We start from the raw sequence: 22,425 nt of genomic DNA on the forward strand, positions 1-22,425 counted from the left end.
ATGACGCGTACCGCGACCAGACGACTGTTCACCTCGGAGTCCGTCACCGAGGGGCACCCCGACAAGATCGCCGACCGGATCAGCGACACGATCCTGGACGCCCTGCTCGCGCAGGACCCGCACGCCCGGGTGGCCGTGGAGACCCTGATCACCACCGGTCAGGTGCACATCGCGGGCGAGGTCACCACCACCGCGTACGTGCCGATCGCGCAGCTGGTCCGCGAGGCGATCCTGGACATCGGCTACGACTCGTCGGCGAAGGGCTTCGACGGCGCCTCGTGCGGTGTCTCGGTGTCGATCGGCGCGCAGTCGCCGGACATCGCGCAGGGCGTGGACACGGCGTACGAGTCCCGGGTGGAAGGCACCGAGGACGCGCTCGACGCGCAGGGCGCGGGCGACCAGGGCCTGATGTTCGGCTACGCGTCGGACGAGACCCCGAACCTGATGCCGCTCCCCATCGAACTGGCCCACCGGCTGTCCCGGCGCCTGACCGAGGTCCGCAAGAACGGCACCGTGCCCTACCTGCGCCCGGACGGGAAGACCCAGGTCACCATCGAGTACGACGGCGAGCGCGCGGTCCGCCTGGACACCGTCGTGGTCTCCTCGCAGCACGCCTCGGACATCGACCTCGACACGCTCCTCACCCCGGACATCCAGCAGCACGTGGTCGAGCACGTCCTGAAGCAGCTCGTCGAGGACGGCATCACCCTCGACACCGACGGCTACCGGCTGCTGGTCAACCCGACCGGGCGGTTCGAGATCGGCGGCCCGATGGGCGACGCGGGCCTCACCGGCCGGAAGATCATCATCGACACGTACGGCGGCATGGCCCGGCACGGCGGCGGCGCGTTCTCCGGCAAGGACCCCTCCAAGGTGGACCGTTCGGCCGCGTACGCGATGCGCTGGGTCGCGAAGAACGTCGTCGCCGCGGGCCTCGCCTCGCGCTGCGAGGTCCAGGTCGCCTACGCCATCGGCAAGGCCGAGCCGGTGGGCCTCTTCGTCGAGACCTTCGGCACCGAGGAGATCCCGCTGCACCTCATCGAGCAGGCCATCACCGAGGTCTTCGACCTCCGCCCGGCCGCGATCGTCCGCGACCTCGACCTGAAGCGCCCGCTGTACGCCCAGACCGCCGCCTACGGCCACTTCGGCCGCGAGCTGCCCGACTTCACCTGGGAGCGCACCGACCGCGCCGCGGCCCTGCGCACCGCCGCCGGCCTGGCCTGACGCGGCCCCGCCCCGCCCACTCGCCCCACCTGCCCTCCACCCGACCGACGAGAGGACCACCATGGCCGCCCCCGTTCCCGCCCACCTCAGCAACCCTCTCTTCCTGGAGCCCGCGGCGACCGACCGCGCCCGCGGCCGCGTCGAGGAGCTCATCTCCGACCACCGCACCGGCACCTGGGCGCCGACCCCGCTGGAGAGCCGGGTCGCCGAACTGCTCCTCGCCTCCACGGCGGGCGACGGCATGCTCACCGCCCGCCGCATCCGCGCCGCCCTGTGGGAGGGCGACCTGGCGATGACGTACGAGAACGACGGCCGCTTCGCCCAGCTGCTCGCCGACCTCGTGCCGGTCCTCGACGACCCCGAGCTCACCTCGCTCGACATCGTCGACGCGGCGGGCGAACTGGTCGGCGCCATCGCGTCGGACACCGGCGCGCTCGCCGCCTGACCCCGCGCACCGACACCGCGACCACGAACCGACCTCGCGACCGCGAACCGCCACCGCGAAGGGGCCCGGCCGGAGGAATCCGGCCGGGCCCCTTCGCGTACGACGAGGGCTCAGGCGGCCCAGGGCGCCAGCGGGTACCAGATCAGGTCGCGCCGGGCCAGCATCCGCACGTCCCAGTAGAGGACGAGGAAGATCCCGGCCGCGATGAACGCCGCCGCCATCAGCGCCGACGCGCGGCTCGGCCGCCGGGTCAGCCACCGGTGCAGCCGGTCCCCGAAGAAGCCGGTGACCAGCAGGAACATCAGGCCCATCACGACGATGTTGCCGAGGCTCTGCAGCGCGAACTCCAGACCCGCGTACAGCGAGTTGTGGCTCTCGGCGGCGTCCCGGAACAGCTGCCGGAACAGCGGGAACGGCCGCCCGATCAGGAAGGCGCCGATCAGCCCGCCCATGAACAGCATCGGCGCGTCCGGCAGCACCCGGGTCAGCCCGGCCAGCGGGTCGCGCACCACACCGAGCGCGGCGAGCCCGAGATAGGTCATGACCAGGCCCAGCAGCCCGTAGACCACCATCGCCTGGATCAGCCGCCCGGAGAACCCGGCGCCCTGGCTCTCGTCGAACTGCGGCATGCCCGTCCCGAGCACGCCCACCACCATGCCGTACACCGCCGACACCACGACCGCGCCGAGCGCGAGCCGGCTGAGCGGCCGCAGCGCGGCGGCCATCCGGCCCCGGCGGGAGGTGGCCTGCGCCCCGGTCAGCGGGGCGAGCGCGCTGAACACGGCCACGTTGCACGCCGTGAACGTGCCCGCGATACCGGTGACCAGCGCGAACACGATCCCGGCGAGGGCGCCCGCGATCGGGGTGCCCTTGGCCGGGTGGCCGAGCAGGGTGTCCGCGATGGTGTCGCCGATGGTCTTGTCGACGAACTGGGCCGACCAGACCACGGTGAGCGCGAAGCCGAACAGCGCGGCGACCGCGACGACCAGCGCACGGCGGCGCGGCACATGGCCGTTGAAGAAGAAGGAAGGGGAGAACGACGGAGAGAGCGAGCGAGAGCCGGAGGAGTCGCGAGTGGGGGAGGAGCCGGAATCCACGTCCGGCCGCTCCTGCGGCCGGGAGCGGACCGGAGCGGGCCGCTGCGCGGTCTGCGCCATGGCGGTTCGCCTTTCCAGAAGGGGGGTGGGGTGATGTCGCGGCGCCACGCTAGGCCCGCCCCACCCCACCGGACCGCCCCGGCGGAACGAACAGCACACCAGAAGAAGCCCGCGCGCGACTTGGGCAAGTCGCTCCGGTGAGATTGCGCTTTCCCCTCGCGGAACCCCCGAGTCCGCCCCTGCGTCCGCCGCCGCCCACGAGGTACGAGCCGGGGCTCCGCCGCCAGAGCCGTGCGCGGCGTGCGTACGGGACGGCTACCAGGGACCGTGCGCGGTGTACCGCGCGTACCCGGCGGCCTCCGCCTCCCGGGGCGACACGGCCTCGTCGGCCGCCCCGGACCCGGGCGCCGCCGCGGGCTCCGCCCGCCAGGCCGCACCCGTCACGTCCGGCAGCTCCATGTCGAAGTCGAAGCTGCGCCACATCCAGGCCCAGGCGGCCACCGGCCGGAACCGCTCCGGCCGTTCGATGCCCGCGCCCACCCCGGCCGCGACACCCTCGCCCGGCGCCGCGCCGACCTCGGCGCCGACCTCGGCCGCGATGCTCTCCGCGACCCCAGGGTCGCGCCCGGTGCCCCGCACCGTACTCATGCCCGCGCGCCCGTCACCGGGCACACCGCGCCGACCGGCGCCTGCCCGTGTCCCTGCCCGTGTCCCTGCCCATGCCCGGGTACGGGCCCTTCGGCGACCGCGGGCGCGCACACGTACCGCACCCCGGTCAGTTCCTCCGACAGCGCCCACAACCGCGCCCGCCCCGGCCCGCTCCGCGCCGCCCGGCTCGACCGGGCGAGCTCGGGCGCGCCCCGGCCCCCGAACCGTTCCGAGGGCCCGAGGTACGCGCCCCCGTGCACGGCCGGATCGACGGCGGCCCGCAGCGACGGCAGCGCCGCCGCCTCGACCGGCTGCGCCAGCCACCGCATCCCGGCGGCGGCCAACGGCCGGGCCAGGGCGGGCGCCTCGCCGTGCCACAAGGCGGTCGGCGAGAGCCCGGGATGCGCGGCGACCGAGGCGGTGGCGGCCCCGGCGACGGCGAGCCGGTGCTGCAACTCCCGCGCGAACAGCAGGTTCGCCAGCTTCGACCGCCCGTACGCGGTGATGGACCGCCGCCCGGTCGAGGAGCGGGCCGCCGCCTCGTCCAGGCGGCCGAAGCCCACCCGGTGCGCGAGGCTCGCGACGGTCACGACACGGGAGCCGGGGACCGAGGTCATCAGGTCCAGGAGCAGCCCGGTGAGGGCGAAGTGCCCGAGGTGGTTGACGCCCAGGTGGGCCTCGAAACCGTCCTCGGTGCGCCGGTACGCGGGGAACATCACCCCGGCGTTGGCGATCAGCAGATCGAGCCGCCGGTGACGTTCGCGGACGAGGTCCGCGGCGCGCCGGACGGAGGCGAGCGACGCCAGGTCCAGCGGGACGACCTCGGTGCTGCCGTCGATGCGCGCGGCGGCGGCGCGGCCGCGTTCGACGTCGCGGCAGGCCAGGACGACGTGCGCGCCGTGGGCGGCGAGCACCCGGGCGGTCTCGAAGCCGATGCCCGCGGAGGCACCGGTGACCAGCGCGGTCCTGCCGTTCTGGTCGGGAACGTGTGCGGTGGTCCAGCTCATGGCGCCTCCTCGGACGGCCGACGGAACGAACGGAACGAACGGAAGAAGCAGAAGGAGCAGAAGGAGCAGAAGGAACGGGGACTGACCGGCGGCCGACGGGCCGCCGATCAGTCGCCCGCGTCAGCGTCAGCGCGCGCCCGCGCCTACGACCTCACCCGCACCCGCGTCCGCGCCCGCGTCGGCGCTCGCCGACCCGTACCCGTGCTCGACGATCCGCTCGGCGGCGAAGGCGTAGTAGGCCGGGTCCGCCGGAACGTCGGTGGCGAGCCCGTTCACGTACCGGTTGAACATCGAGAACGCGGCGGCTATCAGCACCGTGTCGTGCAGATGGGTGTCGGTCGCGCCCGCCGCCCGCGCCGCCGCGACGGCCTCGTCGGAGACCGGCGCGGCCTTCGCCTGCACCTCGGCCGCGACCGCGAGCAGGGTCTTGAGCAGCGGGGAGACCGGCGCGGTGGCGACGTCGGCGCGCACCGACGCGACCAGCTCCGCGCCGCCGTCGAGCTGCGCGGCGGCGAACGCGCTGTGCGAGTCGGCGCAGAAGTCGGTGCGGTTCAGGTGCGACACGTACGCCGCGATCAGCTCGCGCTCGCCACGGGAGAGCGGGGAGGCGCCGCTGCGCAGCAGCGTCTCGGCGACCGAGGACAGCACCGCGCCCGTGTCGGGGCGCTGGGCCATCAGGCCGCTGATGCCGGGAAGGTCGTTGGTGATCTCGATGTGGGGCACCGGTGGGTCCTCGTCATCTCTGTGGAGTACGGAACGTCTCATCGTCGGGAGCCACGGCGCGGGCGGCCAACTCCTGGCGTGCTGTACTCACCTGCCCGCCCCCGCCGCAGCTCCGCACACAGGGAGAAGCGTACGGTCGGCCGCTAGTCCAAGAATGAACGCGTGGCAAGGAACACCTCGCGGAACGCGGAGACTTCGGCACATGGCCGTACCGGTACGGCCATGTCGTACGGCGCCGTGCCGGTACGCCCTGCGGCGTCACACCTCGGCGGGCCGCACCAGCCGCCAGCCGTGCAGCACCGGCGAACCCGCCAGGGCCCGCTGGCACACCGCGCGGCACCGCCGCACGGCGTGCGCGCCGTTCGGGGCCAGCAGGAACGCCGCGCCCCGGGCACCGGCCCGGCTGGTGTGCACCCGGACGTGCTCCACGCCGTCGTCGGGCCCGCACGCCGCCCACAGGGCGGCCAGCAGGGCGTCGTGGGACGGCTCGGCCGCCTCCGGCGGCTTGGTGAACGCGAACTCGACGAGGTGCACGCACCGAGTGTGCCCCACCGACCCGGCCCGGTCCCAGGGCCGGCACCGGCCACGAACATGCCGTGGCACGCACGTGCCCGGCGCCCGCACACGACGCAGGGGGGTTGCTGATGCTGGAGGTTCTCGGACTGGATCCGGGCACGGAGGCCGTCTACCGGCTGATGCTGGCGCACCCGTCCTGGGGCGTGGCCCGGCTGGCCGCCGCACTGGACACCGACCGGCAGGGCGTCACCCGGGCCCTGGACACCCTCGCCGACCTCGCGCTGCTGCGATCGGCGACGGCGGACGACACCCCGGGCCAGGGGCTCCTGGTGCCGCCCCGGGCGGGCCTCGGCGCGCTGCTGGAACGCAGGCAGGCGGAACTGGCCCGCACCCAGCTGGAGATCGACGCGACCCGGGCGGCGGTCGCCGACCTGCTCACGGACTACACCGCGCTGGACCGGGATCCGCTGTCGGACGGCGGGACGGAGCGCTTCGCGGGCGCCGAGGCGGTCCGCAGGACGCAGGCCGACCTCGCCGCCCGCGCCACGGACGAGTTCCTCGCCCTGGCCCCCGCCCCCGTCGTCGCCGCCGCACCGGACACCGGGACCGACACCGGGCCTGAGATCCCTGCCACCGAGGACCCGTGGCGGCTCGAACCGGCCCTGCTGCGCGAGACGGTGCGCCGTGGCGTACGGGTCCGGGTCCTCGTCACGGACCACGCGGACGACCTGCGGGAGGCGGCCGACGCGGGCGCGGAGATCCGGGTCCTGCCGGTCCTGCCGCTGCGGCTGAGCCTCGCGGACGGCTCGGCCGCCGCCCTGCCGACGGCCCCGGCGGCACCGGGCGACGGCGTCGTGCTGCTGCGCGAACCGGGCGCCCTCGCGGGCCTGCGGGCGCTGTTCCAGCACCTGTGGGACGCGGCCGAACCGCTGCCGGGCACGTCCCCGCCCGGCACGTCCGGCTGCACCCCGCAGGAACGGGCCCTGCTGCGCCACCTCGCGGACGGCCTCACCGACGAGGCGGCGGCCCGCCGCCTCGGCATCTCGCTGCGGAGCGAACGCCGGCTGGTCTCGCGGCTCTCCGAGCAGTTCGGTGCCCACAGCCGTTTCCAGCTCGGTCTCGAAGCCGCCCGCAGCGGGCTCGTGTGACACAACGATGCCAGGCAGTTCTGTGCCACCGAAAAGTGCTGACAGCACTCTTGAAAGCGTGTCAGAGTAATTTCCAGAACGGACCGGAAAGCAAACCGAATCCCTGCCGGACGGGCCCGCTCGATTCCAACTGAATTACCCCCTCCCGCCGCACCCGACTGCTGAGGGAACGGCACCCTGATAACCCAAGAAATCAAACGGAAAGGAAATGTTTCTCATGGAGAACGACAAGAACCTGGTCATGGAGATCCTCGAGGACGACAACTTCGACTTCGAGGCCGAGTTCGGTCCGCGCCAGGACGTCGGCCACTGAGGCCCGCACCGTAACGCGGCCGGTAGTCCCGAGCGAGGGCACCGGCCGCGTCGGCCGTTTTCCCCGAACGAGTGGTGAGTTGGATGAGCATCGACACGAAGAGCTGGAAGGCGTTCGCGGCGGCCCACGCCCCGGACCTCACCCGCACCGTCTTCCTCCCCGGCCTGATCACGGACCCCGGACACCTCGCCCGGCTGATCGACGACAGCCTGCGCACGGCCACCCGGCACGCCCCGGGCGAACTGCGCCTGCGGGCCTTCCGCCCCGGCGCGTTCGACTACCGGCTCACCCAGCGCTTCGTGGCCACGCCGCTGGCCGACGACGAGCGCGCGGTCGACTGGCTGGCCCGCACGGCCGAGAGCGACGAGGAGTGCCTGGCCGTCAACGACGTCTCCGCCTGGAACCTGGAGCTGGCCGCCGAGGTCGCCCGGATCGTCGGCGAACTCGTCGCGGAGGACGTCCACGAGCTGCTCTCCGGCACCGACGTGTACACGTTCGTCGCGCACTCCGGCTGGACCCCGTTCGGCATCCACAAGGACTCCGAGCCATCGCTCATCTTCCACCTCGGGCCGAGCCCGAAGGAGGTGTTCGTCTGGCACGACCAGCCGTTCGACGCCTCGGGCATCACCCCGAACCCGTCGTTCGGCCGGATCACCTTCGACATCGAGGAACACCTCGGCACCGCCGAGCGCTACCTCCTGCACCCCGGCGACTTCCTGTGCATCCCGCAGGACACGTACCACGTCTTCCGCAACCTGGGCCCGTCGGCGTTCCTCGGCCTCACCCTGTACCCCGCGAAGACGCGCTCCCTGATCACCGAGGCCCTCTGGCGCGCGACCCCGCCGCTGCCTCCCCTCCCGCCCTACCCCCCGGCCCGAGCGCTCCTGACGGCGGCGGAATCCCTCCTGACCCAGCCGCGGCCCACGCCGCCCGCCTCGCCGACGCCGGCTCCCGCCGCGGCCGGCTCCTTGGCTCCGGCTCCCGCCGCGGCCGGCTCCTTGGCTCCGGCTCCCGCCGCGGCCGGCTCCTTGGCTCCGGCTCCCGGAACCACGGGTTCCCCGGCGGCCGCCCCGACCGCGACAGCGCTCGCACCGGAACCGGCACCCACCGCGCCCCCCGGCTCTCCCGGCACCCCCGGCCCGGCCCTCCTCGCCCGCGTCGCCCACGAACTGACCCTGGCCCAGCTGCGCCTGCGCACCACCGGCCACCTCAGCCGACCGCACCGCGCCGCCCTGCCGCGTACCGCCCCCGCGCCGGACGCCCCGCTGCGCTGGGCCCGGCCTGGCGTGCTCGCCGCCGTGCCCCACCCGGACGGCACCGGCGAGGGCACCGTCCTCGTGGCCCGGGGCCGTACCCTCACGGTCCCCGGCGCCGACGCCGCCGCGTTCGACCGGCTGACCGAGGCGACCACCGCCGACACACCGTTCACGCTCGCCGAACTCGCCGCCGCGCTCCCGCCGGTGCTCCCCGCGCCCGAGCGCGACCGGATCGCCCGCGACCTGCACACCGCGGGGGCGGTGATCGCGCGATGACCACGATGACCGCGCCCGCCGCCCGCGCGGCGGCCCCCGCCCCCGCGCCGCCCGCGCCCGCCACCGCGCCCGCCACCGCGCCCGCGGCATCCGCCTCGTTCGACGCCTTCGCCCACGCCCAAGCCCTCCTCGACGGCCTCGCGGGCCCCGCCGGCAGCGACGAGCTCCCACCAGCCGGCGGCGTCCGGCTCCACGAGCCGTCCGAGGACGCCACCCGCACCGCCCGCGAGGCCCTGCTCGCCGGAGTGTGGTCGGCGCTCGCCCGCCCGGGCGCGCTCGCCACCAACTTCCGCCTCGTCGAATCGGGCCGCCAGGTCGACCGCAGCCGCTGGATGCGCTCCCGGGTCGGCGACGGCGAGATCCTGCACACCGCCCTCGTCCCCGGCTACCTGCACAGCGCCGTCGAGCGCGGCGCGACCCTCGTGATCAGCCACCTCGAAGCCCTCGACGAGCGGATCATGCTGCTCTGCGAGGCGTTCGAGTACCAGCTGCGGGCCCGCGCCTGGGTCAACTGCTACATCACGGCGGGCGCGAACTCGGCGTTCGACGTCCACAGCGACGACCACGACGCGCTCATCCTGCAGCTCCTCGGCACCAAGCACTGGGAGGTCGACAACCGGGTCGGCGCCCGCGCCCGCGACCTCGCACCGGGCAGCCTGGACCGCGTCCTCACCCCGGGCATGTGCCTGTCGGTGCCGCGCGACACCGCGCACCGGGTGTCGGGGACGGGGGAGCTCACGGTCCATCTGACGGTCGGATTCGAGCCGTTCGCGGACGTACGGGAGGAACTGGCCACCGCCCAGGCCCTGCTGGCCACCGCCACCCCGGCCCAGGCCCCGACCACCGCCGCCCACTCCCAGCCCTCCCCGCCCTCCCCCGACTACCTCGCGGGCCGCCTCGCCCTCCGCCCCGACCGCCGCGCGGGCGCCTCCTTCCGCAGCGCGCTGACCGGCGAGATCGGCGCCGGGACCCGGATCCGCTGGGCCAGCCGCTTCCCCCCGTACCTGACCACGGGCGACGAGCACCTGACCGTCACCACCATGGGCCGGCGCATCCGCCTCGACCGCCGCCTGGAGCGCACCGTCGCGCTCCTCGCCCGTGGCGGCGCCCTCACCTTCGACCGGCTCGCCGCCGAGAGCGACCTGTCCGTGTCCGAGCTGCGCGCGCTGCTCGCGTTCGGCGCCCGTCACGACTTCCTGATCTGCGAAGGATGACCCGTACCGTGCCCACCGCCACCCTCAAGGACCAGGCCGCGACGCTCCGCGAGCCCCGCTTCGCGACGTTCTTCACGGGCCATGTCGTCTCCAAGCTCGGCGACGCGCCGGTGCCCGTCGCGTTCGCGCTGGCGGCCTACCAGATCTCCCACTCGGCGGCCGGGCTCACCTGGGTGCTGCTGTCCCTGTGGGCGGCCCGCTTCCTGCTCGTCGCGACCGGCGGCAGGCTCGCCGACCGCTACGACCGGGTCCGGGTGATGATCGGCGCCGACGTGCTGCGGCTCGCCGCGCAGGGCGCGCTGGCGGTCGTGGTGATCAGCCCGCTGCAACTGCAGAGCTGGCACCTGTGCCTGTCGGCGGCGCTGTACGGGGCGGGCACCGCGCTGTACAACCCGGCGCAGATCGGCCTGACCCCCGAACTGGTCCCGGAGGACCGGCTGCAGCGGGCGAACGGGCTGCTGTCGCTGGTCGCGGACGTCAGTTTCCTGCTGGGCCCGGTGCTGGCGGGCGTGCTGATGGGGACGGTCGGGTTCTCGTGGATCCTGTGGCTGGACGTGGTGTCGTTCACGGTGAACCTGGTGTGCCTGCTCCGGCTGGCCCGGCTGCACACCCCGGCCCGCCGCACGACGGCCACCGCGGCCACCGAGCCGACCCCCGTCACCGCCCCCACCAACCCCACGGACGCCACCAACCCCACGGACAGCACCGACAGCACCGACACCACCGACACCCGCTTCCGCGCGAGCTTCGCCGTCATGGCCCGCTACCCGTGGTTCTCCTTCGGCATGGCCCTGTGGTTCGTCGTCTCGCTGGGCATCGGCCTGACGGCCGTCGCGGGCCCGGTCATCGCCGTCGAGTCGCTCGGCGGCACCGGCGCCTGGTCGGTCCTCGCCACCTGCCTCGCGGTCGGTTCGCTGCTCGGCTCCCTCGCGGTCATGTCGACCAGCAGGCAGCACCCGTGGAAGGCGGCCTCGGTCGTCGTGACCCTGGGCGCGGTGCTGCAGTTCGTCGCGCTGACGCTGCGCGACCAGCTGCCGACCGCCGTGGTCGGCGCCACGTTCGCGCTGTGCGCGCTGACCACCGCCGCGTGCGGGATCGTCTGGGACACGGCGTACCAGAGCGAGATCCCCGAGCGGTACATCTCCCGCCTCGGCTCGGTCGACAACTTCGTCAACGCCGCGGGTGTCCCCGTCGGCATGCTCCTCGGCGGGCTGTTCGCCGACCACTACGACACCGTCTTCCTCGGCATCAGCGTGGCGCTCGTCGTGCTGTGCGTGCCCGCCGCCCGGCTGGCCGGATCCGGAAGGAAAACCGCCGCATGAACCTCTCCAGTCTTCTCGCCGCACCGGCCACGAACCCCGAGGCGCGCGTGCACACCGTGGGCGAGCGGTACGTCGTCATCGACGACCTGCTGCCCGCCGCCGACTTCGAGGCCACCGCCGAGGCGTTCGCCGGGATCCGCCTCAAGCCGGTCCTGAGCACGATCGACCCGGTGTACGACGGCTTCGCCTACCGGGGCGGCGAGGACCGGCAGCGGCTCACCGGGAACGCCGACGACGCGGACGCCGACGACGCGAGCGCCGCCGACGTGAACGCCCACGACACCCCGCGCTGGCAGCGCGCGGTGAAGGAGCAGATCACCGCGCACCTGGGGCTGCTCGGGGCACCGGACCGCGCCGACCGGCTCTCGCTGACGCTCAGCGCGTGGGGCTACCCGGCCGGTTCGCGGCTCAGCTGGCACAACGACGCGGGCGCCGGACGCATCGGCGCGTACGTGTACTTCACCCACCGGGCCTGGGACAGCGACTGGGGCGGCGGCCTGGCCGTCATCGACGAGGAGTCCCGCGCCGACGCCGCCGACGGCGCCGCCCTGGTCGACTCGGCCACCCACCCGGCCCTGATCCTGCCCCGCCCGAACCGTCTCGTCGTCTTCCGCGCCCACACCATGCACGCCGTCCAGCGGGTCGACGCGACGGCGGGCGACCGCCTGCGCCGCACCTGGACCGGCTTCATCACCGAGGACACCCCGTGACCGACACGCTCACCTCCCCCCGCCCCGGCACCGCCCACCCGGCCCCGTCCTCCTCCCCGGCAGGGCTCGCCCCCCTGACCGCGTCGGCCCCTCGGACCCTCACCCACCTGGGCTGGGCCGAGGGCGACCCGCACCCGGCGCCCGGCACCGCCCTGGCCCGGGTCGTGGTCCACCACGGCGCCCGGTGCGAGGTGCTGGCGGTGGCGTCCGACGGCACCCTGGCCGCCCACACGGCGGACGTCGCCCCCGCCCTGCCGGTCACGCCGGTCGCGGGCGACTGGGTGGAACTGGGCCCCGACGGCCGGGTCGTCACGGTCGCGGGCCGCCGCGCGGTCCTCACCCGCGCGGGCTCGGCGGGCCAGGGCCGCCAGGTCCTGGCCGCGAACATCGACACGGTCCTGATCGTGGTGCCCCTCGCCGGCGGCCTCAACGCCCCCATGGTCGAACGGCTCTCCGTGATGGCCTGGGACAGCGGCGCGCAGCCCGTCCTCGTCCTGTCCAAGAGCGACACCACCGACGACGGCGGCACCGAGGACGCGGCGAGCGCGGCGCTGCTCAGCCCCGGCGTCCCGGTGCTGCCGGTCAGCGTGCGGACCGGCGCGGGCCTCGACGCGCTCCGCGCGCACCTGGGGCCCGGTACGACCGCGGTGATGCTCGGCCCGTCGGGCGCGGGCAAGACGTCCCTCCTGAACGCCCTTGAGGGCACCAGCGAGGCGGTCGCGAGCGTCGGCCGTTCCGGCGGCCGGCACACCACGACCACCCGCCGCCTGCACCTGCTGGCCTCGGGCGGGGTGCTGCTCGACATCCCCGGCATCCGCTCGCTGGAGGTGGCGGCGGGCCGCGAGGCGGTGGACGACGTGTTCACGGACATCGCCGCGCTCGCGCCGTACTGCCGTTACACCGACTGCGGCCACGACGGCGACCTCGGCTGCGCGGTCGAGGAGGCGGCCCGCACGGGCGCGCTGCCCCCGGCGCGGCTGACGACCTGGCGCAAGCTCCAGGGCGAGATCGCCTACCGCCGCAGGCGCGAGGACCCGGCCGAGATGGCCGACACCCGCCGCCAGTGGAAGGCCGTCAGCAAGCAGGCCCGCCGCAACCGCCGCTGACGGACCGGTCAACTGACGGACCGATCAACTCAACACAGTCAACTCAACTCAGCACAGCAGGAGTTGGTGAACACCGCCCTCGCATGCGCAGGATGAGGCCGCGACCTCTGTCCCGACCAGCGAAGGACCCACCGGTGCCGCACCTCACCCTCACCAACGACCTCCCGGGCATCCGAGGTCTGATGGCCGACCGCCCCGACACGGCCATCCCCCTCAACGACCTCGCGGACACCCTGCTGCGCGGCCCTTCGCCGCTCACCCGAGGCGAGCGCGAGCTGATCGCGGCGTACGTCTCCGAGCTCAACGCCACCCGCTTCTGCGCCGACACCCACGGCGCGGCGGCCGCGGCCCAGCTCGAAGGCGGCACCGAGCTGGTCAAGGCGGTCCAGCACGACCCCGACACCGCCGACGTCACCCCGCTGGTGCGGGCGCTGCTCCGGGTCGCCGCCGAGGTCCAGACGGCGGCCGTGCCGGTGACCGCCGAGACGGTGGCCGCCGCCCGCGCCGCCGGAGCCACCGACACCCACCTGCACGACACGGTGCTGATCGCCGCCGCGTTCTGCATGTACAACCGCTACGTCAGCGGCCTGGCGACCGCCCTGCCCACCGAGCCCGGCTACTACGACGAAGCGGGCCGGCGCATCACCGCCCACGGCTACGCCGCCGCCGTCTGACCGACGACCGAGAAACGGCCCACCATGTCTGCGCACCCTCCGAAGAAGGCCCATCGCCGCGCGGTCACCGCCACCGTCGTCGGCAACTTCATCGAGTCCTTCGACTGGCTCGGCTACGGCCTGTTCGCCCCGCTGTTCGCCGCCCAGTTCTTCCCCTCGGGCAACAGCCTCACCTCCGTCCTCGGCGTCTTCGCCGTCCTGGGCGTCGGCGTCCTCATGCGGCCGCTCGGCGGCATCCTGCTCGGCCGCTACGCCGACCGCCGCGGCCGCCGCCCGGCCCTGATGCTCGCGGTCTCCCTGATGGCGGGCGGTTCGTTCCTGATCGGCCTCACCCCGGGGTACAGCCACATAGGTCTGTTCGCCCCGATCCTGCTGCTCGTGGCCCGGATGGCCCAGGGCATCTCCCACGGCGGCGAGTGGCCCGCGGCGGCGGCGTACCTGATGGAGGTCGCTCCCGAACGCCGCAAGGCCACGTACGGCAGCCTGTTCTCCCTCACCACCTGCGCGGGCGCCTTCACCGCGTCGCTGCTCGGCGGCGCGATGACCGCGGCGCTCGGCCCGGCCGTGATGGCCGACTGGGGCTGGCGGGTGCCGTTCCTCATCGGCGGTCTGCTCGGCCTCGTCCTGCTCGTGCTGCGCCGCCGCCTCGCCGAGACCGAGGTGTTCCAGCGCGAGACCAGCGCCCGCCGCGACCGCGGCTCGCTGCGCCAGGTCCTCGGCGCCCACCGCCGCGAGGTGCTGCTGGCCGTGCTGTTCGTCGCGGGCAGCGGAGCCGTCGGCGGTACGTGGACGGCGGTCGTCCCGGCGCTCGGTGGCCGGCTCGCCCCGCCCGGCACCATGTTCTGGGTCATCGTGACCGCCACGGCGCTGCTGATGGTCCTGAACGTGCCCATCGGCATGCTCGCCGACCGGGTCGGCGCCACCCGCTTCCTGGTGGTGGCCAGCGTCCTGTTCGCCGTCACGGGCTCGGTCTCGTACCTCACCATGACCGGCACCTTCGCCAGCCTGCTCTTCACCTACGGCTCCGGCGTGGTCTACCTGGTCTGCGCGACCACGGTGCTGCCGAAGCTGCTCACCGGCATCTTCCCGCCGTCGAACCGCGCCCTGGGCGTGGGCCTGCCGAACGCCGTCACCAGCGCCGTCCTCGGCGGGGTGGCCCCGGCGGCGGCGACGTACTCGGCCGAGCACAACGCCAACGGCTGGTTCATCGTGGGCGTCATGGCCGCCGTACTGATGTCGATCCCGGCGGCCGCCCTCGCCCGGCGTCGCCCGCAGGGCGAAGGCACGCCCGCGCTCGACCGGTCCGACCTGACCCTGGTCCGATGAGGGTACGGACACGGGGGCACGGTTCGTTCCTGTCGGTCGGGTCGAAGGACTCGATCCTGTCGATCGGGTCGGTGGGCAGCGTCCTGTCGATCGGTTCGGTCGGGAGCGTGCTGTCGTTCGGTTCCGTCGGGAGCGTGCTGTCCGCGGGGTCGATCGGCTCGGCGCTCTCGCTGCTGTCGACGGCGTCGTGGCTGAGCACGGGCTCGCTGCTGTCGGCCAGGTCCCGCTGGTCCCTGCTGTCCTGGCGGGCCCGCGACGGCTTCCTGACCCGGCCGTGAACGAAAAACCGGCCCTCCACCACAGGTGGGGGGCCGGTGGCACGACCGGGTCAGGAAGGCCGGTTGTTCTTGCCCTCGAGCCACAGCGTGTCGGAGTCGTCGTGGTGGGCGGTGCCGCTGCCGACGTGCTTGTCGGAGATCTTCGCGCCGTTCTTGAAGACGTGCACCAGCGCCATCCCGTGCCCGCGGCCCAGACCATAGTCCTCCTTGAGCCACTCCAGGACAGGGCCCGCCTTCACCGTCGGGCTCACGAACCCGCGCGCCTCGGCGAGCTCGATGAACTGTCGGGGGGTCAGGCCGGTCTTGTCCTCGATGTTGTCCAGGTACGCCTGAAAGGACATGTGCTCCTCGCTTCCCATCATCCGCGCCGGCCGGAGGCCGACTACACCAAGCCTGCACGCGCCCACCCCCCGCGCCGGTCTCCCCGCCACCCCTCACGACGACTTAGCCACGTCACCCCACCCACCCGGCCGCTCCGGCTACGGAGCGTGCCGTCCGGCAGCCCTCACCGCCAGGCGGCGCGCGCGGGCGGTGAGGTGGCGGCGTTCGGGGGCGCTGGTGGTACGGCGGGCGGCTTCGCGGTACGAGACGGCCGCGGCGTCGTGCTCGCCGAGGAGCTCGAGAAGGTGGGCGCGGGTGGCGAGCAGCCGGTGGTGGCGGGCGGTGCGGGGGTCGCTCTCCAGCGCGGTGACCAGGTCGAGCCCGGCGGCCGGGCCGTGGACCATGGCGACGGCCACCGCGCGGTTGAGGGTGACCATCGGGTTGGGCCCGAACCGCTCCAGGATCTCGTACAGGGCGAGGATCTGGGGCCAGTCGGTGGCGTCGGTGTCCTCGGCCTCGTCGTGCACGGCCGCGATGGCGGCCTGGAGCTGGTACGGGCCGACCCGGCCGAGCGGCAGGGTCCGGCTGATGAGGTCGACGCCTTCGGCGATGGCACGGCGTTCCCACCGGCCGTGGTCCTGCTCCGCGAGCGCCACCAGCTCTCCGGAAGGACCGGTGCGGGCGGGGCGGCGCGCGTCGCTGAGCAGCATGAGAGCGAGGAGGCCCGCCGTCTCGGTGTCGTCGGGGACCAGGCGGTGCAGCAGCCGAGTGAGCCGGATCGCCTCGTCGGACAGCTCGGGTGCGACGGGGCCGGTGCCGTCGGTCCCGCCGGTGGTGCTGTATCCCTCGTTGAACACGAGGTAGAGCACGTGCCGCACCTCGGCCAGCCGCGCGGTGAGATCGGTGCCCTCGGGGACGGCGAGGGGGGTGCCGGACGTCTTGAGGGTCTGCTTGGCGCGGCTGATGCGCTGGGCCATGGTCGGCTCGGGGACCAGGAAGGCAGTGGCGATCTGGGCGGTGGTCAGGCCGCCGACGGCGCGCAGGGTCAGATCATCGCGACGTACTTCATCTCGGGTGTCCTCCCGTTCCCGCGCGCCCCGTCGGCACGCTGTCACCCCTCAGTCGGAGCGGAAGACGGGCCCTCGACATCCGACGACAACTTTCTTCGAAATCTTTCTCCGCCCCTGCCCAGCGGCCCCCGCCTGCGCCCCAGTGATCAACTTACAACCGCTCGGTGTCACGGGCGGCGGTGGTTTTCGCGGTGTCTGAGTGGAGCGGGCAGTCGCCCGGGCCGAGTCCCATGGGAACCATGGCGTGCGACTGGATTCCGTAGACCGGCGGGAGAAACCAGCCGCCCGGCCGTTCAGGACGCGTAGGTGAGGAAGTCGGCGACGGCGCGGATGTGCTGGTGGCCGGTGAGCTGGCCGCGGAGGTCGGCGAGGGTGCCGGTGGTGCGGGCGGAGTCGATGCCGCCCATGGCGTCGATGACCTGGTGGCCGATGTCGAGGGCGGCGTCGATGTCGCCGAGCGCGAGGTGGGCTTCGGCCTGGCGGGCCTGGTAGATGACGGTGCCGCGGGTTTCGCGTTCGGTGTCGTAGGGGTCTTCGTGGGTGAGGGCGGCCTGGAAGTTCTCCAGGGCCCGGTGGTGCTCGCCCAGGGTGAGCGCGGAGCTGGCGGCGACCTGGTGGAGTTCGCCGTGGTTGATCCAGTACATCGACGCGAGGTCCGCCTCGGGGACGTCGGCCCGGCCGTAGGCGTCGAACGCGGCGTCGATCTGCCGCCAGGCGTGAGTGGGCTGGCCGGCCTTGGAGTGGGCGCGGGCGGCGCGGGCGTGGAGCATGGCCATCACCCTGGGGGACGAGATCTTGCGCTGGTCGGCGAGCGCGCCGTCGAGGAGGTGGAGGGCTCCGTGGGGGTCGTGGGCGTTGTAGCGGAGGTTGGCCCAGAAGGCGAGGGTGACCGCGCCGAGGGTGGGGTTCTGCGCGGAGGCGGCGGCGCGCAGGGAGGCGATGAAGTGGCGTTCGGCGGCGGCGTGCCGCCCGGCGTCGTACGCGCACCATCCGGCGAGCCGGGAGGCTTCCGCTCCGGCGGCGAACAGGCGCCGGCCGGTGGTCTCGGTGTAGGAGGCGTTTTTGAGGAGGCCGGTGATGAGGCGGATCTCCAGGACGGCGGCGTCGTAGACCTGGTCGGCGCCGACGGTGTCGTCGAGGTGGCGCAGGGCGTCGAGGCGGGTGTCGAACAGGTCGGCTGCCTCCGCGCCGACCTGGCGGGCCGGGCCGGTGACGGCGAGAGCCGGTTCGGCGGTGATCCACTGCGCGACGGCAGCGGCCAGCGTGCTGGTGGAAGCGATCAGAAAGCCGCGCCGGTCCACGGGACCTCCCACGTCCGTCAGTGATGTGACCGTACCCGCCACCGTCCACGGCGACTCCAGGACGGCCTTGTCGTCGTCGAGGGCGAGCAGCAGGAACCCGGGCCAGCCGTGGCGGTCGACGTCGGCGAAGTCGATGCCGTGGAGGCTGGCGATGGCCAGCAGCGCGGTCCGCTCAGGGGTGACGCCCTCGCGCGTCCACCGGGTGGCCTTCTCCTTGCGGTGGGCCATTGCGCCGAATCCGAGGGCCTGGTGCCGGTCGGCCACCCGCTTGAGGTAAGCGGCCGCGGTCAGCCCGTGCCGGGCCATCAGCGTGGTCAGCGGATGGGCGTGCCGTACGGCGGTAGTGGTGATCACGGGCGCTCGACCTCCCCCAAACAGATCTCCTGAGTCTCCGCTCCCTCGGGTCCGGGGCGGAAGAGCGCGTCGGGGTGAGGCAACGGGGAGCAACCGGGGGCAACCCGCAGCAACACCCGGCGGCTTCCCGGCCGGGGCGGTGCGGCCCGAACGTGACAGGACCCCGCCGCGAGAACAGGGCGGGCCCCCTCACTGGATTCTCGGAGGTACGTGATGCGTGTCCTCATCGACGGCCTGGACCTGTCCGGCAAGACCACCCTCACCGCCGCCCTCGCGGCCGAACTCGAAGCCCGCGGCCGTACCGTGACCGTGCACCGCGGCTTCCTCGCCGAGCGCCACCCCGCGCGCCGGCTGCTGAAGAAGCTGCCGCTCGTACGGCAGCCCGACAGCACGCTCGTCACCACCGCCTACCTGACCGCCGGCTACGTGCTGGACTCCCTCCTGGTGCGGACCCGCGCTCCCGAGCCCGGGGGCACCGTCCTGGTCCAGGACGGGTACGTGGACCGCACCGTCGCCTTCGGTATGGCCGGCGGCCCCTACCTGGCGGCCGTCCTCGCGCTGCGCTGGCCGCGGGTGTTCGCCCCGTTCGACGTCGCCGTCTACCTCCACGCCCCCGCCGAAGCCCGCCGCGTACGGCTCGGCGTACGGGAGACACCGGACGCCGTCGACATCCGCGGCGTCGAGGACGCCGAGTTCGCCGCCACCTTCACCGCGATGCTTACCCGGGGCATGGGCCGCCGCCACAGGAAGCTCCTCGTCTTCGACACCTCCGCCCACAGCCCGCACGAGATGGCCACCGCCATCGCCGACGCCCTTCTCGGCACCCAGGCCACCGCGGCGCCCGCACCGGTGGCAGCGCTCGGAGAGCTGGAGCGTGCCGCGTGACCGCCTGGATGAGCCCGGTCGACACCGCGCTCACCGAGGCCGCCGGAACCGCCCTGGCCCGCGCGCTCGACGGCAGGCCGCTGGTGTCCGCCGAACGGTTCTGCTCCTCGATCCGCACCCTGTACGCCGGGCCCGGACCGCTGCCCGCGGCCCGGCCGGTCCTCGCGATCGGCTGCTACCCCGGTTGGGAGCCGGCCGCACCCAGCACGGTCCTGGCCGCCGAGAACCGTACGGGTCGCCGCGGGCCCGCCGAGCGGCACTCCTGGATGGAGGCCGTGGGCGCGGACGCGGTCCGGCAGCTCGCCGAACTCCATCGGCCGCCGGTGATCGCCGCCTGGTACGCCACCGGCCGCCTGCGTCGCTGGGCAGGGCCGGGCGGCACGGTCGCCGCGATCGACGGCAGGCTGCGGGCCGTCATCGAGGACAAGGCCGCCTTCGACGCGCTCCTCCAGGAGACCGGGGTGCCGCAGCGGATGCGGATCCCGTGCGTACGGGTCGACGGGGCGCTGCCCGCCCTCGCCGAGCTGCGGCGGCAGGTGGGATCGGAACGGCTGGTGGTGCAGGCCGGGGCGGACTCCGGCGGCCGGGGAACCGTCTTCGTCGACAGCGAGGAGGATCTCCGGCGGGCGGCGGCCATGTCCGGCCCGTACAAGGTGGCCGCGTTCGTCACGGGCTGGTCGTCGAACACCACGATCCTGTCCGTCCCCGACACCTCGGGCGGCGTGGCGGTGTACGTGGACCGGCCCTCGCACAAGGCCATCGGCGTCACGGCGGCGGGGATCGGGCCGGGCAAGAGCGCCGGGAACGACTGGTCCCGCCCCTGGCCCGAGCGCGCGGCCGCCGAACTGGTGGACGCGGCCGTCCGGATCGGCCGCCACCTGTGGACGGAGCACCGGATGGCGGGCCTGTTCGGGCTGGACGCCCTGCTCACCGAGGACGGGCGGGTGATGTTCAACGAGATCAACTGCCGCAACCAGGGCACCACCGAGGTCTCCGCGGTCAACCAGCAGTTACGCGGCCTTCCGCCGTTCCTCGCCGCCCACCTCACCGTGCTCCTCAGCGGCCGGCCCGACTGGCTGCCCGAGGCCGACGTCTTCAACCACGCCACCATCCGGGCCGCCGTACGGCCCGGGCCCGGGCCGTACTACCTCAAGCTCCGCCACCGCGGCACCGGCCCGATCCGGGCCAGCGGGCTGCGCGGGCCCGGCGTCTACCGCGTGGAGGACGGCCGCCTCGCCTGGGTGCGGCCCGGCGCCCACCCGGCGTGCGCGAACGCCGACCTCGGCGAGGTGCTGCTCGCGAACCTGCCCGCCGAGCACGTCGTGTGCCTGCCCGGCGCCGAACTCGGCACCGCCGAAGCCCTCACCACCGGCCCCGGCACCCCCTTCGCCGCCCCGCACCAGCTGTCCCCCTTCGGCGACGCCGTCCTCGACGCGCTCGCCGCCCACCTCACCCCCGCCCCGACTCTCAGCGAGGTGACACCGTCATGACCACCACCACCACGACCGTGGTGCCCGGACTGCTGGAGCAGCTGCGGGCGCTGCCCGAAGACGCCTTCACCCGCGTCCAGTACATCGCGCCGCAGGTCGGCTGCTTCAACGGGTGCGCCATGTGCTCGCAGTTTGCCGGCCGCGACACCTGGGGTCTCACCCGCGAGGGGCTGACCGGCCTGTTCACCGCGCTCGGGCAGGTCGCCGACGAGCGGGACCTGGCCGTCGCCTCCGGCCGGATCCACCGCCCCCGTGTCGTCTTCCCGTACCTGGACAACGACATCGGCTCCTACCGCCATCTCGACCGTTACGCCGAGCTCGCCCGCGACGTCCTGGGCGTGAAGCTGCGGATCTCCACCGTCGGCTACTCCTCCCACTCGGCCCCGCTGGTGGCCATGCACGAGCGCCTGGTGGCCGAGCACGCCGGCTCCTTCGACGGCGTCCGCTTCTCCGTCACCCCGTACACCCTCGGGTTCACCGGCCGCTCGGGCACCGACCGGCAGGCGTACGTCGACGACCTCGCCGCCGGCCTGCGCACCTACCGGCCGCTGCTCGACGCGCTCGGGCACGGCGCCGCCACGGCCGCGTGCGAGCTCCGCTTCGCCCCGCTCGTCGGCATCGGCGAGCTGACCGACACCCACATCGACGGCCACCACGTCCTCGCCGTTGGCCCCCACCTGCTCATCTCCCGCCATGCCGGCGGCGGCGAGTTGTCGGAGACGGTGATCGAGCGACTGGACGAGCGGACCCAGCCGGTCTACTCCGGCCCCGGCGCCGTGTACCTGCACGTCACCTCCGACCGGGCCGAGCCGACGGCGGCGACCGTGCGGGCCGCGCTCGACGGCACCCTGACCGTTCCGCACCGGGCCCGGGAGGCGCGGCTGCACCGCTTCTCCAACGCCGACGGCCCGTACTGGGCGGCCGACCCCGATTTCCACCCGGACGGCACGTTCACCGCCCTGCACCTCTACCCGGCCACCGAGATCCGCCCGAACTCCGGATACACCGACGCCACCCGTCCCTTCCTCAACACCCTCCTCGCCCACAAGCGGGCCCGCGGACTGGCCCGCCGTGACGAGTTCGAGCACGCCACCGGCACGGACGTCGACGCCGTCCTCGACGCGCTCGCCGCGCGGGCCGAGGAGCTGAAACCGGTCGACGCCACGGCGGCCGACCATCTGCGTGAGCAGGCCCATCCGCAGGTCGCCGCGTACGCGGCCGCGCTGGAGAGGGCCGGCTGCCCGCCGAGCCTGTTCTTCTCCCGCGCCTTCACCATCGACACCGGCCAGATCGTCAACCAGGGCCGGGCCGAGCATCTGTTCCGCGGGCTGACCGGGACCAACGGCGAGCCGATGACCCCGCGAGAGGAACGCGGCTTCGGCCAGGCGAGCCTGTCCACCGTCCGCGGCCCGATCTGGCGGATCACCCCGCTGCCCCTCACCCCGACCGGGCGCCTGCCGATCGCGGTTGCAGGGAAGAAGAACCAGGCCACGAGCACCCCGACCCTGCTCGTCGAGGAACTCGACCCCTGCCACCTCTCCCCGGTCATGCGGACCACCGGCTGCCGCCTGCGCCGTCACGTGCTGACCCTGCCGGACGGCTTCATCGAGCACACCAGCATGGCGGAGGGGAAGGCCGCGTTCGCCCTCCCCGGGCTGCCCTCCGCCTGAACGACCGGCGCCGGGCGGGCGGGTGAAAGAGAGGCAAAGCCCGCCCGGGCC

Annotated in this window: 21 protein-coding genes and 1 pseudogene; 14 read left to right on the forward strand and 8 right to left on the reverse strand. The window is 74.0% G+C overall.

Translation table 11 applies throughout. From position 1 onward, the window contains the following. Complete coding sequence (metK, locus tag ACIPXM_RS32045) at positions 1 to 1,224, forward strand: methionine adenosyltransferase (RefSeq protein ID WP_401662785.1); 1,224 nt, start codon at positions 1 to 3, stop codon at positions 1,222 to 1,224. A 61-nt stretch (positions 1,225 to 1,285) separates the two neighbouring features. Continuing rightward, positions 1,286 to 1,669: a hypothetical protein gene (locus ACIPXM_RS32050; RefSeq protein WP_401662787.1), complete on the forward strand. Its 384-nt coding sequence runs from the start codon at positions 1,286 to 1,288 to the stop codon at positions 1,667 to 1,669. Between the two features lie 110 nt (positions 1,670 to 1,779). Here the strand turns inward: ACIPXM_RS32050 and ACIPXM_RS32055 are convergent, their stop codons facing one another. The 5 genes from ACIPXM_RS32055 to ACIPXM_RS32075 form a co-directional block, all read right to left on the reverse strand. Further along, a complete protein-coding gene (locus ACIPXM_RS32055) occupies positions 1,780 to 2,826 on the reverse strand; it encodes a hypothetical protein (protein WP_401662789.1) in 1,047 nt (348 codons plus the stop codon). 255 nt (positions 2,827 to 3,081) lie between these two features. Continuing rightward, positions 3,082 to 3,414, reverse strand: coding sequence for a hypothetical protein (locus ACIPXM_RS32060; protein ID WP_401662791.1), 333 nt, complete (start codon positions 3,412 to 3,414; stop codon positions 3,082 to 3,084). Then, the gene (locus ACIPXM_RS32065; protein ID WP_401662793.1) at positions 3,411 to 4,421 is read right to left on the reverse strand and encodes an oxidoreductase; all 1,011 of its coding nucleotides are present in this window, start codon (positions 4,419 to 4,421) and stop codon (positions 3,411 to 3,413) included. The genes ACIPXM_RS32060 and ACIPXM_RS32065 overlap by 4 nt, the downstream gene beginning before the upstream one ends. Before the next feature lie 126 nt (positions 4,422 to 4,547). Then, positions 4,548 to 5,144 carry a carboxymuconolactone decarboxylase family protein gene (locus ACIPXM_RS32070; RefSeq protein ID WP_401662795.1) on the reverse strand — a complete coding sequence of 199 codons (597 nt, stop codon included), beginning with the start codon at positions 5,142 to 5,144 and terminating at the stop codon, positions 4,548 to 4,550. A 258-nt stretch (positions 5,145 to 5,402) separates the two neighbouring features. Then, on the reverse strand, positions 5,403 to 5,678 hold the full coding sequence (locus tag ACIPXM_RS32075) for a hypothetical protein (protein WP_401662797.1): 276 nt from the start codon (positions 5,676 to 5,678) through the stop codon (positions 5,403 to 5,405). Between the two features lie 110 nt (positions 5,679 to 5,788). Between ACIPXM_RS32075 and ACIPXM_RS32080 the strand changes: the two genes are divergently transcribed. The 9 genes from ACIPXM_RS32080 to ACIPXM_RS32120 all read left to right on the forward strand — a co-directional run bounded on the left by ACIPXM_RS32080 (position 5,789) and on the right by ACIPXM_RS32120 (position 15,283). Further along, positions 5,789 to 6,808: a hypothetical protein gene (locus tag ACIPXM_RS32080; RefSeq protein WP_401662799.1), complete on the forward strand. Its 1,020-nt coding sequence runs from the start codon at positions 5,789 to 5,791 to the stop codon at positions 6,806 to 6,808. 396 nt (positions 6,809 to 7,204) lie between these two features. Further along, positions 7,205 to 8,653 (forward strand): hypothetical protein, encoded by a 1,449-nt coding sequence (locus tag ACIPXM_RS32085; RefSeq protein WP_401662801.1) that lies wholly within the window; start codon positions 7,205 to 7,207, stop codon positions 8,651 to 8,653. Next, complete coding sequence (locus tag ACIPXM_RS32090; protein WP_401662803.1) at positions 8,650 to 9,867, forward strand: JmjC domain-containing protein; 1,218 nt, start codon at positions 8,650 to 8,652, stop codon at positions 9,865 to 9,867. The genes ACIPXM_RS32085 and ACIPXM_RS32090 overlap by 4 nt, the downstream gene beginning before the upstream one ends. An 8-nt stretch (positions 9,868 to 9,875) precedes the next feature. Next, positions 9,876 to 11,189 carry an MFS transporter gene (locus ACIPXM_RS32095; protein ID WP_401662805.1) on the forward strand — a complete coding sequence of 438 codons (1,314 nt, stop codon included), beginning with the start codon at positions 9,876 to 9,878 and terminating at the stop codon, positions 11,187 to 11,189. Then, complete coding sequence (locus ACIPXM_RS32100) at positions 11,186 to 11,899, forward strand: 2OG-Fe(II) oxygenase (RefSeq protein WP_401662807.1); 714 nt, start codon at positions 11,186 to 11,188, stop codon at positions 11,897 to 11,899. The genes ACIPXM_RS32095 and ACIPXM_RS32100 overlap by 4 nt, the downstream gene beginning before the upstream one ends. Beyond that, positions 11,896 to 13,005, forward strand: a complete 1,110-nt coding sequence (rsgA, locus tag ACIPXM_RS32105; RefSeq protein WP_401662809.1) for a ribosome small subunit-dependent GTPase A — start codon at positions 11,896 to 11,898, stop codon at positions 13,003 to 13,005. The genes ACIPXM_RS32100 and rsgA overlap by 4 nt, the downstream gene beginning before the upstream one ends. 134 nt (positions 13,006 to 13,139) lie before the next feature. Next, on the forward strand, positions 13,140 to 13,679 hold the full coding sequence (locus ACIPXM_RS32110; protein WP_401662811.1) for a carboxymuconolactone decarboxylase family protein: 540 nt from the start codon (positions 13,140 to 13,142) through the stop codon (positions 13,677 to 13,679). A 24-nt stretch (positions 13,680 to 13,703) separates the two neighbouring features. Beyond that, entirely contained in the window at positions 13,704 to 15,005 is a 1,302-nt protein-coding gene (locus ACIPXM_RS32115; protein WP_401662813.1) for an MFS transporter, read from the forward strand. After that, on the forward strand, positions 15,002 to 15,283 hold the full coding sequence (locus tag ACIPXM_RS32120) for a hypothetical protein (protein WP_401662815.1): 282 nt from the start codon (positions 15,002 to 15,004) through the stop codon (positions 15,281 to 15,283). The genes ACIPXM_RS32115 and ACIPXM_RS32120 overlap by 4 nt, the downstream gene beginning before the upstream one ends. 50 nt (positions 15,284 to 15,333) lie before the next feature. On the opposite strand, the gene ACIPXM_RS32125 is transcribed toward ACIPXM_RS32120, so the two are convergent. The 3 genes and pseudogenes from ACIPXM_RS32125 to ACIPXM_RS32135 form a co-directional block, all read right to left on the reverse strand. Next, positions 15,334 to 15,624 carry a DUF4287 domain-containing protein gene (locus tag ACIPXM_RS32125; protein WP_401662816.1) on the reverse strand — a complete coding sequence of 97 codons (291 nt, stop codon included), beginning with the start codon at positions 15,622 to 15,624 and terminating at the stop codon, positions 15,334 to 15,336. Between the two features lie 138 nt (positions 15,625 to 15,762). Continuing rightward, positions 15,763 to 16,653: pseudogene (locus tag ACIPXM_RS32130) on the reverse strand (RNA polymerase sigma factor); the annotation flags it as partial. Positions 16,654 to 16,967: 314 nt separating this feature from the next. Continuing rightward, a complete protein-coding gene (locus ACIPXM_RS32135; RefSeq protein WP_401662818.1) occupies positions 16,968 to 18,329 on the reverse strand; it encodes a transcriptional regulator in 1,362 nt (453 codons plus the stop codon). A gap of 213 nt (positions 18,330 to 18,542) precedes the next feature. Here ACIPXM_RS32135 and ACIPXM_RS32140 point away from each other — a divergent pair, with 213 nt between their 5' ends. The 3 genes from ACIPXM_RS32140 to ACIPXM_RS32150 are packed head-to-tail and all read left to right on the forward strand — an operon-like array spanning position 18,543 to position 22,374. Beyond that, on the forward strand, positions 18,543 to 19,214 hold the full coding sequence (locus ACIPXM_RS32140; protein WP_401662820.1) for a hypothetical protein: 672 nt from the start codon (positions 18,543 to 18,545) through the stop codon (positions 19,212 to 19,214). After that, the gene (locus ACIPXM_RS32145; protein WP_401662822.1) at positions 19,211 to 20,704 is read left to right on the forward strand and encodes a hypothetical protein; all 1,494 of its coding nucleotides are present in this window, start codon (positions 19,211 to 19,213) and stop codon (positions 20,702 to 20,704) included. Before ACIPXM_RS32140 ends, ACIPXM_RS32145 begins: the two co-directional genes overlap by 4 nt. Then, positions 20,701 to 22,374, forward strand: a complete 1,674-nt coding sequence (locus ACIPXM_RS32150) for a hypothetical protein (protein ID WP_401662824.1) — start codon at positions 20,701 to 20,703, stop codon at positions 22,372 to 22,374. The genes ACIPXM_RS32145 and ACIPXM_RS32150 overlap by 4 nt, the downstream gene beginning before the upstream one ends. The last annotated feature ends 51 nt before the right edge of the window (positions 22,375 to 22,425 follow it).

Origin of the sequence: Streptomyces sp. NPDC090025, assembly GCF_044748125.1 — a bacterium.
In the GTDB taxonomy this organism is placed as follows: Bacteria; Actinomycetota; Actinomycetes; order Streptomycetales; family Streptomycetaceae; genus Streptomyces.